10 protein-coding genes are annotated in these 12353 nt (G+C 64.3%); 6 read left to right on the top strand and 4 right to left on the bottom strand.

The genetic code is table 11. The annotated features are described in order from the left end of the window. Positions 1-61: 61 nt before the first annotated feature. The 4 genes from IVA78_RS33325 (at position 62) to IVA78_RS33310 (ending at position 5484) form a co-directional block, all read left to right on the top strand. Positions 62-832: an enoyl-CoA hydratase gene (locus tag IVA78_RS33325; RefSeq protein WP_247276938.1), complete on the top strand. Its 771-nt coding sequence runs from the start codon at positions 62-64 to the stop codon at positions 830-832. 362 nt (positions 833-1194) lie between these two features. Further along, positions 1195-2391, top strand: coding sequence for an acetyl-CoA C-acyltransferase (locus IVA78_RS33320; protein ID WP_247276937.1), 1197 nt, complete (start codon positions 1195-1197; stop codon positions 2389-2391). Between the two features lie 110 nt (positions 2392-2501). Further along, the gene (locus IVA78_RS33315; RefSeq protein ID WP_247276936.1) at positions 2502-3797 is read left to right on the top strand and encodes an MFS transporter; all 1296 of its coding nucleotides are present in this window, start codon (positions 2502-2504) and stop codon (positions 3795-3797) included. 211 nt (positions 3798-4008) lie between these two features. Then, positions 4009-5484, top strand: coding sequence for an FAD-binding oxidoreductase (locus IVA78_RS33310; protein ID WP_247276935.1), 1476 nt, complete (start codon positions 4009-4011; stop codon positions 5482-5484). Positions 5485-5585: 101 nt separating this feature from the next. Here IVA78_RS33310 and IVA78_RS33305 read toward each other — a convergent pair whose 3' ends face one another. The 4 genes from IVA78_RS33305 to IVA78_RS33290 all read right to left on the bottom strand — a co-directional run bounded on the left by IVA78_RS33305 (position 5586) and on the right by IVA78_RS33290 (position 10723). Beyond that, positions 5586-6179: a hypothetical protein gene (locus IVA78_RS33305; protein ID WP_247276934.1), complete on the bottom strand. Its 594-nt coding sequence runs from the start codon at positions 6177-6179 to the stop codon at positions 5586-5588. A 271-nt stretch (positions 6180-6450) separates the two neighbouring features. Then, complete coding sequence (locus IVA78_RS33300) at positions 6451-8148, bottom strand: GMC oxidoreductase (protein ID WP_247276933.1); 1698 nt, start codon at positions 8146-8148, stop codon at positions 6451-6453. 111 nt (positions 8149-8259) lie between these two features. Beyond that, complete coding sequence (locus IVA78_RS33295; protein ID WP_247469451.1) at positions 8260-9819, bottom strand: carboxyl transferase domain-containing protein; 1560 nt, start codon at positions 9817-9819, stop codon at positions 8260-8262. Continuing rightward, positions 9749-10723 carry a helix-turn-helix domain-containing protein gene (locus IVA78_RS33290; protein ID WP_247276931.1) on the bottom strand — a complete coding sequence of 325 codons (975 nt, stop codon included), beginning with the start codon at positions 10721-10723 and terminating at the stop codon, positions 9749-9751. The genes IVA78_RS33295 and IVA78_RS33290 overlap by 71 nt, the downstream gene beginning before the upstream one ends. A gap of 94 nt (positions 10724-10817) precedes the next feature. On the opposite strand from IVA78_RS33290, the gene IVA78_RS33285 reads away from it, so the two are divergent. Together IVA78_RS33285 and IVA78_RS33280 are read left to right on the top strand one after the other, a co-directional pair. Next, on the top strand, positions 10818-11039 hold the full coding sequence (locus IVA78_RS33285; RefSeq protein ID WP_247276930.1) for a biotin/lipoyl-containing protein: 222 nt from the start codon (positions 10818-10820) through the stop codon (positions 11037-11039). A 145-nt stretch (positions 11040-11184) separates the two neighbouring features. Then, positions 11185-12351 (top strand): TAXI family TRAP transporter solute-binding subunit, encoded by a 1167-nt coding sequence (locus IVA78_RS33280; protein WP_247449219.1) that lies wholly within the window; start codon positions 11185-11187, stop codon positions 12349-12351. Positions 12352-12353 lie beyond the last annotated feature (2 nt).

Below are 12353 nucleotides of genomic sequence, written 5' to 3'. Positions count from 1 at the left end.
GCCCGGAAGTGACCTCGACCCGGTGCGCCCTGCGCCTGTCCACCAAACCTCGAGATGCCACATGGAAATGCTCAACCACCATTGCGGCGTGACGCGTGATGCGCGCGGCGTCGTCCATGTCGCGATCTGCAACGCCGGCCCGCTCAACATCCTCGGCTCGCCCGTGACCGACGCCATGCGCGAAGGCTTGCAGCGGCTTGCCACCGACCACGCAATCCGCGTCGTGGTGCTGCGCGGCGAGAGCGAAAAGAGCATGATCGGCGGCGCGGACATCAAGGAGATGGCGAAACTCGACCAAAGATCGGCCGAAGCCTTCATCAGCCGCCTGCGCGATCTCTGCGAGGCGGTGCGCGCCTTCCCGGCTCCCGTGATCGCGCGCATGCCCGGCTGGTGCCTCGGCGGCGGCCTCGAGGTTGCCGCCGCCTGCGACTTCCGCATCGCCGCCCATGATGCGCATTTCGGCATGCCGGAGGTGCGCGTCGGCATCCCCTCGGTGATTCATGCCGCGCTGCTGCCGCGCCTGGTCGGCTGGGCCCGCGCGCGCTGGCTGGTGATGACGGCGGAGAACATCGACGCGCCGACGGCGCTCGCGTGGGGATTGGTCGACAAGGTTGCGCCGCAAGGCGGGCTGGATGCCGAGGTCGAGCGCGTCGTGCAGGCGTTGCTCGCATGCGGCCCCGAGGCGCTGCGATCGCAAAAGGCGCTGCTGCGGCAATGGGAGGAATTGCCGCTGACGGAGTCGGTCAATCTCAGTGTCAAGGTGTTCGGCGAGTCGTTCCTGACGGACGAGCCGACGCGGCTGATGCAGGCGTTCGTGAACCGGAAGCGATAGGGCTGTCGCCGCAATCGTCTCTGATTAGTAAGTCGCCGCCACGCCAAACGTGTCATGCCCCGGCTTGCCGCCTTCGCTAAAGCTTCGGCGGCCGAGCACCCTGACGGCCCGGCGTAGCCTTGGCGGAGCCGGGACCGGGCATCCAGGACGCCGCGGCTTCTCCGTATCCCACGACGGCCTCTGGAATACTGGATCACCCGCCTTCGCGGGTGATGACAATGTGCCTCGAAGAAGCACCTCCTCGAATCGAACGACTAAATCTCATCCGAACGACGACATTTTCTCATCCCTGGCGCGGTTGCATTTTTTGCGCCGCATCATATGATGAGCATAATCTTACTTATCCCCGCAGGGAGTTCGTCATGGCCGAAGCTGCCGATCCCGTCGTCATCGTCTCCGCCGCCCGCACCCCGCTCGGCCGCTTCATGGGCGAATTGTCGCCGCTCCCCGCGCACAAGCTCGGATCGCACGTAATCGGCGCGGCGTTGGAGCGCGCAAAACTCGCGCCTGAGAAGGTCGACGAGGTGTTCATGGGCTGCGTGCTGCCAGCCGGTCAGGGCCAGGCTCCGGCGCGCCAGGCCGCGCGTGCAGCAGGTCTCCCCGACGCCACGGGTGCGACCACCGTCAACAAGGTCTGCGGCTCCGGCATGAAGGCGACCATGCTGGCGCACGACATCATCCGCGCCGGCTCGGCCGAGATCGTCGTCTCCGGCGGCATGGAGAGCATGAGCAACGCGCCGTATCTTTTGGCCAAGGCGCGCGGCGGCTACCGCGCCGGCCATGACCGCATCATCGACCACATGATGATGGACGGGCTGGAGGACGCCTACGAGACCGGCCGCTCCATGGGCGATTTCGGCGAGGCGACTGCGGAAGCCTATCAGTTCACGCGCAAGGACCAGGACGCCTATGCGATGGAGACACTCAGTCGCGCGCGCAAGGCGGTCGAAGGCGGCGCGTTCAAGGCCGAGATCGCGCCGGTCACGCTCACCGAGAAAGCGGGTCCCCGCGTCATCGCCAACGACGAGCATCCGCTGAAGGTCGATCCCGCCAAAATCCCCGGCTTGAAGCCGGCGTTCCGCGCCAACGGTACCATCACGCCGGCGGCCTCCTCCGCGAACGCCGACGGCGCTGCCGCGCTCGTGCTGACCAAGCGCTCGCTCGCCGATCGGAGCGGCCTGCCGGTTCTGGCCGAGATCAAGGGCCATGCCACCCACAGCCAGGAGCCGCAATGGTTCACCACGGCGCCGATCCCGGCGATCCGCAAGCTGCTCGACAAGGTCGGTTGGAGCGCAAGCGATGTCGATCTGTTCGAGATCAATGAGGCCTTCGCCGTCGTTGCGATGGCGGCGCAGCGCGATCTCGGCATTCCCCGCGACAAGCTCAACACCAATGGCGGCGCCTGCGCGCTTGGCCATCCCATCGGCGCGACCGGCGCGCGGCTGATCGTGACGCTGCTTCATGCGCTGGAGGCGCAGAACCTCAAGCGCGGCGTCGCGGCGCTCTGCATCGGCGGCGGCGAGGCCACGGCGATTGCGGTAGAGCGGCTGGGGCACTGACGCAAGAAAGTCTGAAAACGAGGGAACTCTGTCATTTGCGACAGAAGCCGTCCGTGCCATCCTCGAACTGACGCCGGTCTCTTGCGACCGCCCGTCAACATTGAGGCCCAATGATCTCGAACTGGCTCGCGGCAGCACTTTCCCGCCGCAACATTCACTACGGCTGGGTGATGGTCGGCGTAACCTTCCTCGCCGCGCTGATCAGCGCCGGCACGGTCGGTGCGCCCGGCGTTTTCATCGTTCCCCTGCAAAACGAGTTCGGTTGGAGCACGGCCGAGATCTCCTCCGCGCTGTCGATCCGCTTCATCCTGTTCGGGCTGATGGCACCATTCGCCGCTGCCCTGCTCAACCGCTACGGCCTGCGCAACGTCACGCTCGCCGCCCAGCTGATCGTCGTCTCGGCGCTCGTGCTCTCGCTCGGCATGACCGAGGTCTGGCAGCTCGTCGCCCTCTGGGGCGTGGTGATCGGCATCGGCACCGGCATGACCGCCTTGGTTTTGGGCGCCACCATCGCCACGCGCTGGTTCGCAGCAAGACGCGGCCTCGTCGTCGGCATCATGACGGCGAGCGTCGCCACGGGTCAGCTCGTATTCCTGCCGCTGCTCGCAAGCCTCACCGAACGGTTCGGCTGGCGCCTCGCACTCGGCTTCGTCTGCATCATGCTCGGCGTCTCGGCGCTGGCAGTCCTGCTCGCGATGCGTGACCGGCCGAGCGATGTCGGCCTGCGCCCATTCGGCGACGCAGGGACCGCGCCGCTGCCCGCTCCGCCGGCCAGTCACGGCTCGATCACCGGCGTTGCGCTCGGCACGCTGCGCGACGCCTCGAAGTCGACTGCGTTCTGGATCCTGTTTGCGACCTTCTTCGTCTGCGGCGCCTCAACCAATGGTCTCGTCCAGGTGCACCTGATCCCGATGTGCCTCGATTTCGGCATCCCGCAGGTGCAGGCGGCAAGCCTGCTTGCGGCAATGGGCATCTTCGATTTCTTCGGCACCATCATGTCGGGCTGGCTGTCAGACCGCTACGACAATCGCTGGCTCTTGTTCTGGTATTACGGCCTGCGCGGGCTGTCGCTGATCTTCCTGCCCTTCAGCGATTTCTCGTTCTACGGCTTATCGATGTTCGCGATGTTCTACGGGCTCGACTGGATCGCCACGGTTCCGCCGACCGTACGGCTCACCGCGCAGAAGTTCGGGCCCGAGCGCGCCAACCTCGTGTTCGGCTGGATCTTTGCCGGCCATCAACTCGGCGCCGGCACCGCCGCCTTCGGCGCTGGCCTGTCGCGCACCGTCTATGAGAGCTACTTGCCCGCCTTCTTCGTCGCTGGCGCGCTGTGTGTGTTCGCTTCGGTCATCGTGCTGGCACTGTCGCGGCAACCCAGGTCGAACCCGCAAGCGGCGACGGCCTAGTACCTCATCGTGATGAAGCCGAACACCGCGGCATTGCCGAGGCGAGACGCCGCGCCGTAAAAGGCGACTCGCGGCTTCGCGGCGCTGGCAGTGACGCCGAGCCCCCGCGGAATTTGAGCTATATTCCCATTAGACTCCCGGGCACAAACGTGGACAATACCCCAGCACGTCACGTGCACAGTGCACACCAAAGATGCACCAGAGGAAACACATGCCGGCTGCCTTCCCGTCGTCCCCACCCGACATTCCAGCCACTCCTTTGACCACCGAAATGCGCGATGCGTTGCGCGCGATCGTGGGCCAAAAAGGTCTCATCGAGGACGAGCACGGCAAGCAACCGTTCGTGACCGATTGGCGCGGATTGCTGGTCGGCGGAGCCGGTGCCATCGTTCGTCCCGGCAGCACCGAGGAGGTCTCCAGGGTGGTCCGGCTTTGCCACGAGCACGGCGTCGCGATCGTGCCGCAAGGCGGCAACACCGGTCTGATGGGCGGGGCGACGCCCTGGCCTGCGCACACCGGCATCGTGTTGTCGCTCGGCCGCATGAACCGCATTCTGGAGGTCGATCCGGTCGGCTATTCGATGACGGTCGAGGCCGGCTGCGTGCTGCAGACGCTTCAGGAGACAGCAAGCGCACACGACAGGTTCCTGCCGCTCAGCCTCGGTGCCCAGGGCTCGTGCATGATCGGTGGCAATCTGTCGACCAACGCCGGCGGCGTGCAGGTGCTGCGCTATGGCAACGCCCGTAATCTCGTGCTGGGGCTCGAAGTCGTGCTGCCCAATGGCGAGGTCTGGGACGGATTGCGCGCGCTCAAGAAGGACAACACCGGCTACGATCTCAAGCACCTGTTCATGGGTGCCGAAGGCACGCTGGGGATCATCACCAAGGCCGTTCTCAAGCTATGGCCTGCCCCGAAGGACGTCTGCACCGCCTGGCTGGCGGTGCGCGATCCGCGCGCGGCTCTGGAAATCCTGTCCGAAGCCCACAGCGCCTCCGAAGACAATGTCGGCTCCTGCGAGCTGATGAGCCGCTCCGCCATAGACATGGTGCTGCGCCATATCCCCGGCACTCAGGATCCGCTCAAGGCAGATACGTCATGGTACCTCCTGCTCGAATGGTCATCCGCACGCCCACGCCGGGACGGCACCGAGGGCATGTCCGAGAAGATGGAGCAGTTTCTCGCCGATCAGCTCGAGGCCGGTCGCGTGCGCGATGCAGCGATCGCACACACGGTCAGCCAGTCGCGCAAAATGTGGCGCATCCGCGAGGGTGTCGCCGAGGCCTCCCGGGCCGAGGGACCGGGACTGAGCTACGACGTATCCGTTGCGATCTCCAGGATTCCCGAGTTCATCGATCTGGGACTCAAGGCCGTGCTCGGCATTCTCCCCACCATCCGCCCCTATCCGCTCGGACATATCGGCGACGGCAATCTGCATTTTTCATTCATGGGGCCGCTCGGCATGGATCAGCAGACGCTGACCCAATACAAGGGCGTCATCACGCGGGCCGTGAACGATCTCATCACCTCCATGGGGGGCTCGATCTCGGCGGAGCACGGCATAGGCATCGACAAGCTCGACGAGCTCAGTCACTATCGCTCGAAGACCGAGCTCGACATCATGCGCACCATCAAGCGCGCGCTCGATCCGCAGAACATCATGAATCCCGGCAAGGTGCTGCGGCTGTGATCGACGCTGCGCCCGGCGCCAATCAATGGTCCAGCATGGGCGGGTCGCAAAGGTGGCGCGACCTGTCCATGGTCTTGTCGAGAGTATAGTGTCCGCCGTCCTCAAGCCATCGAACCGCCGCGCGGGTTGACGATCGTATACCCTCGCAATGAACGCGCATGGATTCGCGTCGCGCGCCCGCCCGAGTTGGCGTCATAGGCCATCCAGACGTCGCCCCCGAGGTGCTGCTCCAGGACGAAAACGTGTCCTCGTCGTGCAGCAACCATTCCTGGTGCGGGTGATGTCCGCCGAAAGCGCAGCCAATTGGCCGCAAGATTCAATTCCGGCACGATACGGCCGAACACGCGCAGAGCCGCGCCGCAGCCGCAGAAGGACGAAGGGCAACCGGCCGGACGGCCACCGATAACGCGCGCGCCGGATACACCGGAGACGGTCGCCGGCGTGGCGGCGCCCCCTGCATCAGTCACTGTCAGTTGCGTCGAGCGGTAGGCTTGTAGAGAAGACCTGGAATTGAGTGAAGATCTGGAAATCAGTGAGGACCTGGAAGTCCGCTCGTTTCGCGTTCTCGAATACGAGAAGTCGCAGGGCATGGTGACATTGCATTCAGTGGCTTGATGAATGCGATAAGGCCGGGCTTCCGAAGCGACAGAACCTAGAACAACGAAGACGCACGCAGAAAATACTCGCTTGAACATTGCAGGACTCCAAATGAGAGACCCTGCCCCGGACAACGAGAAACCAATAACAGTTTGGCTGAAATGGGCCTAAAGAGCGGCCAAAAATGGCTGGATTGCGCGACACAACCTGCAATCGTCGTCGCCTACACGTAGCGGCTGAGATGATTAACTCGCAGCGCACGAATGCCCGCCCAGCAAGTCAAGCTTGCGGCATGCAACCAAGTCCCGTCCGCAACTGGAGCGTTGCGGAGGCACTTGATTGGCCAACGTCCGGTGCGCACCCTGCCGCTCACTGCATCATCGCCGCCGCGATCTTCTCCGCGGTCATTAATACCGGAAAATTGGTGTTGGCGCATGGCACCACCGGGAAGATCGACGCGTCGACGACGCGCAGGCCCTGCACGCCCTTGACGTGGCCCTGGTTGTCGACCACTGCCATCGGATCGTCGTCCCGGCCCATGCGGCATGAGCACGAGGCATGCCACACGCCGATGGTCGCCTTGCGCACGAAAGCTTCCAGCGCCTCGTGGTCGTTCATCACCTGATCGAAGGTAAAACCCTCGACCACGAAATTGTCGATCATGTAGTGACGCAGCGCCGCCGGGCCGTCCATCAGAGCCGCGGCGATCGTGGTGAGAATTCTGTTTTTGGTATTGACCACGCCGATCTTGCGGACGCGGTCGGTGTAGGCGGCCGGGAACGGCTTGTCGGTCACCTTCCTGACGACTTCGCTCATCTGCACCGCCGCCATCTTGCGGAAACCGCTCATGAGGCGATCGAGGTCGCGCCGGTCGGACAACAAATTGAACTCGACGATCGGCTCCGCTGAGGGATCGCGCGAGGTAAGCTTGACCTGCCCGGTCTCGGAATAGGTCTTGTTGACGAAGGTAAGGAGCGAGCCGATCTGCGCGCCGACCGCGTGCCAGGCCGATTTGCTGATGACGACGACGAACATGTCGCCTTTCGGCACGCCCGGCAGCCCGGAGGAATATCGCAGCCCAAGCTGCATGTGGCGCCTGGTGTGCTCGTTCATGCGCGCGCCGCGGCGAACGAAGGACGACAGCGAGATCGAGGGATGATCCATCAGGCGCTGGCCGACGCCTTGCAGCCCCATCAGCACGGGAATGCCCAGATCCTTGAGGTGACCGACCGGGCCGATGCCGGCGCGCAAGAGATGCGCTGGCGAATGGATGGCGCCGCTGGAGAGAATGATCTCGCGACCGCGAAATTCTTGCTCCCGTCCATCGATCACAGCTTTCACGCCGACGCATTGCGTGCCCTCGAACAGCAGCTCCCGAACCTGCGTGTTGGTGGAGATCGTGAGGTTGGCGCGTTTACGGGTGTCGCGATCGAGATAGCCCATCGCGGCCGAAACGCGCTGCTCGGTTTGGTTCGAATGCGTCACCGGGAAATAGCCGTCGACGAACTCGCCGTTCTGGTCCGGCACGAACTGATGGCCGGCCTGCTGGAAGGCCGCGGCGAAGGCCTGTGAATGCCGCGTCCAGTGCTCCCTCGGGATACGGCGGACCGGGATCCTGCCGTCCTTGCCGTGGTACGGTCCGTCGAAATCGAGGTCCCGCTCGACTTTCTTGAAGAAGGGCAGCACGTCGTTCCAGCTCCAGCCCTCGGCGCCCCGCGCCTGCCATTCGTCGTAATCGGTCGGCGCGCCGCGATTGGCCATCTGACCATTGATCGACGAGCCGCCGCCGAGCACGCGCGCCTGCTCGTATTTGCGTAAAGGAGGACGTTCCTCGTTCGGATTGTTGTGGCTGACAACTTGCGTCGTGACCTTGAGTTCGGTCCAGTGGAAGCGCGGATCGAAATACGCAGTGCCCGGATAGCTGTCCCTGATCTCGGCCGGCTCGTTGCCGGGTGGTGTGTCCTGTCCGGCTTCGCACAGCAGGACCTTGCTGGCGTTTCTTGCGGAGAGCCGGTGGGCCAGCACGGACCCCGCCGAGCCGCCGCCCACGATAATGAAGTCATACACGATTGGCGCGTCCTCTCGTTTTTGCCGGGGAAGCGTAGCGCGTTCTTGTTTTGAGGTCACGCCATGGCTGCCGCGACAAGATTGTCGCGCAGTCGCGACGATGGCTGAACGTCACGGCCTGATCGAAAAGTTCTCCGGCGGCCCTGGCTTGCGCAGCGGCTCGGCGAGGCGCGCGAACTCGCACAGCAGCGACCGCGTCTTTCTGGGATCGATGATCTCCTCGATCCAGAATTTTTCGGCAGAGCGGAACGGCGAACGCAGTTTGTTGAGGCGCTCCTCGATCTCCTTCAGCTTCGCGGCCTTGTCCTCGACCGCGTCGATATCGGCGCGGTAGGCGGCTTCGATGCCGCCCTCGAGCGGGAGCGAACCCCAATAGGCGGACGGCCAGGCGTAGCGGATCGAGAAACGATCGGCGGGCTGATGCACGACGCCGGCCACGCCGAAGGCGTTGCGCAGGATCATTGTGCACCAGGGCACGGTGGTCTGGTTGACTGCGGCCATGGCGCGGACGCCGTGGCGGATGGTGGCCGCCTTCTCCGCGTCGAGGCCGATCATGAAGCCCGGGCAGTCCATGAGATAGACGATCGGCAGGTGGAAGGTCTCGGCGAAGTCGACCCAGCGCACCACCTTCTGGCAGGCATCCGCCGTCCAGGAGCCGCCATAGTGAAAACTGTCGTTGGCGAGCAGCAGCACCGCCCTACCCTCGAGCCGGGCAAGACCGACGATAACAGGCTTACCGAAGTTCTTTGCGACCTCGAAGAACGAGCCCGTGTCGACGACGGCGTCGATGATCGGGCGCATCTTATAGACCTGCTTGCGGTTGCGCGGCACCGCGTTCAGCAGCGCTTCCTCGGCGCGTTCCGGATCGTCGGTGCACGGCAAGGTCGGCGGCAGCTCGTACACCGAGGACGGCAGATAGGACAGGAAGCGCCGCGCGCAGGCAAACGCCTCCTCCTCGGTCTCGACCGCATGATCGACCGCACCGGCGCGAGTCTGGATGTCGGCGCCGCCAAGTTCTTCCTTCGAGAGGTCCTGCCCCAGCGCCTTCACCACCGGTGGGCCCGCAACGAACATCGCGGACTTTCGGGTCATGATGGAATAGTGGCTGGCGGCGAGACGCGCAGCACCGAGCCCCGCGACCGACCCGAGGCCGAGCGCGACGACCGGTACGCGCGACAAATTCTCCGTCGTGAAGCGATACCACCGCGTGCCACCGATGCCGCCCGGCAGATTGGCCGCGCCCTTGGTCTCGATGGTCTTGACCGAGCCGCCGCCGCCGGAGCCTTCGATGATGCGGATAATGGGCAGCCGGAAGTCGTGCGCCATTTCCTCCGCCATCAGCGGCTTGGCCGAGATCGACGCGTCCGCCGAGCCGCCGCGCACCGTGAAATCGTCGCCGACCACGACCACGGTGCGGCCGTCGACGCGTGCGCGACCGAACACGCAGTTCGCCGGCGTCAGCTTCTGCAACTCGCCGCTGGAATCGTACTCACCGATGCCGGAGACCGCACCGATTTCGTGAAAGCTGCCTTTGTCGATCAGTCCGCCGATTCGCTCCCGAACAGTCAGCCGGCCCTGGTCATGCTGTCGCTTGACCTTGTCAACGCCGCCCATCTCCCGCGCGAAGGCTTCGCGCCGGGCTAGCTCGTCGAGTTCCGGCTTCCAGTTCATTCACTCCCTCCGAGTTGATCGGCTTGTTCTTGTTATGCACGGCTATGGCGACCGGTCTACGCGAGATACGGTTGTTGAAGGCATCGCCCTCCGCGCCTTCCATCAGGCTGCCGAGCGAGCGGCCGAGCGCGAGCATCAACGGGGCGACTTCGTCATGCAGCCGTTGCTCGTCATACATTGCGGCCAAAAGACCGATCGTGACGACCACGAAGGTCTGATACTGCGGCGACCAGATCGGCACAGCGAGTCCGTTGATGTGCGGGCTCCAGAGGCCGCAGGCTACGACATAGCCGCGCTCGCGCAGCGATTGCCGGTTGGCCTCGATGCGGGGTTTGAGAATCTTCGCAGCCTCGGGCGCTTCCCGCTCCATGTCCGCAATGAAGGTGTCGCCCATCTCGGGCGCGAGCGCCGCAGTGTAGGCCGCGCCCGCGGCGGTCGAAGCCATCGAGATGCGGCTGCCGGTGCCCTCGTGCAGGCCGAGTGCGGTCGCTGAGCGCGCGAACTGGAGATAGACGAGATGGAAACGATCGGGAACGACGAAGCCGACCGTGCCCGGAACCTGCTCGGCGACTTCCTGAAGCCGCTGGCGGATCATGCTGCGCAGCTGCGCGCCCTTCATCATCGAAGCGCTCATCGCCACCGCGCTCGGGCCGATGCGATACTTCTGGTCGCGCGGCAGATACACAAGCTGACCCATGCGGGTCAGCGTGTGCGTGAGCCGCGACACCGTCGAGCGCGGCAGGCCGCAGCGATTTGAAATCTCGAGATTGCCGAGCCTGCTATCGTGGCCCTCGAAGCATCGCAGCACGTCGAACGCGCGCGATACCACCTGGATGACATCACCCTCACCGGCATCGCCGGCGAGCGCACCTTGCCTACTCAACCGCTCCGAACGTCGTCCCATGATCCCTACCGTTTGTTCCGCTGTGCGGAATTAAATTCCACTTGCAGACGACGCTACCTCAGGCATTTTGCGACGACAACAAAAAGGCGATGGCATGCCAGAAATTAAAATCGTTACCGAAGTCGCGGGCCGTGTCTGCGCGACTCCCGTGCAAGTTGGAGGAACCGTCGCGGATGGCGATGACGTTGTGGTGGTCGAAGCCATGAAGATGGAGATACCGGTGCCATCGCCCGCGAGCGGCACGATCACATCGCTGCTGGTGAAGCTCGACGACGTCGTTGCCGAGGGACAGGCGATCGCGATTGTCGCGAGCTGACTGCATAATCCGTCACTTCCGCGACAATCTGTCAGTCTCATTGCGGCATTCGCGAGACGGCGTTGCCATCGCCTGATCCCGGTGACATGATCCGATTCAAGCAAAAAGTTTCTTCGCGGCAAACGCGAGGATGAAGGAGGGAAACATGCTTCGTGGGCTGCTCGTGCTCGCGCCTGCCTTGGTGGCGGGCATTTCTTTTGCGTCTACACGCTATGCGTTCGCCGAGGACATCAAGCTGCCGGCGACATTGACGTTCACCGCCTATGACACCGGCACTGCCGGCTTCAACATAGCAGTCGGCGTCGGCAAGATGATGAAGGACAAATACGGCACCGACGTGCGCGTGCTCCCCGCCGGCAACGACGTCGCCCGCCTCGCGCCGCTCCGCGCCAAGCGTGCGGCCTCCGCGGCGATGGGATCTGGCACCTATTTCGCGCAGGAAGGCGTATTCGAGTTCGGATCGAAGGAATGGGGACCGCAGCCGCTCCAGATCCTGCTCTCAACCGTCGACTGCAATTGCGGCTCGCTCGCCGTCGCCGCCGACACCGGCGTGAAGGAGCTGAAAGATCTCAGGGGCAAGCGTGTCGGCTTCGTCGTCGGCTCGCCGGCGCTGAACCAGAACTCGCTCGCAGTGCTCGCCTTCGCGGGGCTGACGCAGAAGGATGTCAAGGTGGTCGAGTTCGCCAGCTACGGCGCGATGTGGAAAGGCCTGATCAACAACGACGTCGATGCTGCCTTTGGCACCACCATCACCGGTCCTGCCAAGGAAGCCGAGACTTCGCCGCGCGGGCTGATCTGGCCGCCGCTCCCCGCCAAGGACAAGGAGGGCTGGGCGCGGATGCAGAAGGTCGGCTCGTTCTTCTTCCCGCAGCTTGCGACCTGCGGCGCCGGCATCTCGCCGGACAAGCCGGTCGAGCTCGGCAACTATCCCTATCCGATCTTCGTCGCCTATGCCTCGCAACCGGCCGATCAGGTCTATGCGATCACGAAGGCGATGATCGTGAACTACGACGCCTACAAGGATTCCGCGCCGGGCGCCGGCGGGCTTGCCGCCGACCGGCAAACCAAGAACTGGGTGGTGCCGGTGCATCCCGGCGCGGTGAAGGCGCTGAAGGAAGCCGGACAGTGGACCGACGCGCAGGAAGCGCACAATAACAAGCTGATCAACCGGCAAGAGGTGCTTGGCGCAGCGTGGGCGGAGTACGGCAAATCCAATCCGCCATCGGATGACAAGGCGTTCCTCGACGGCTGGATGAAGGCCCGCGCCGCTGCGCTCGCTAAGGCCGACATGCCGAACGGCTTCGAGGATTAGAA

Origin of the sequence: Bradyrhizobium sp. 137, assembly GCF_023074095.1 — a bacterium.
In the GTDB taxonomy this organism is placed as follows: domain Bacteria; phylum Pseudomonadota; class Alphaproteobacteria; order Rhizobiales; family Xanthobacteraceae; genus Bradyrhizobium.
Note: the sequence above shows the minus strand (reverse complement) of the source record. Positions and strands in the feature narration are given on the sequence as shown.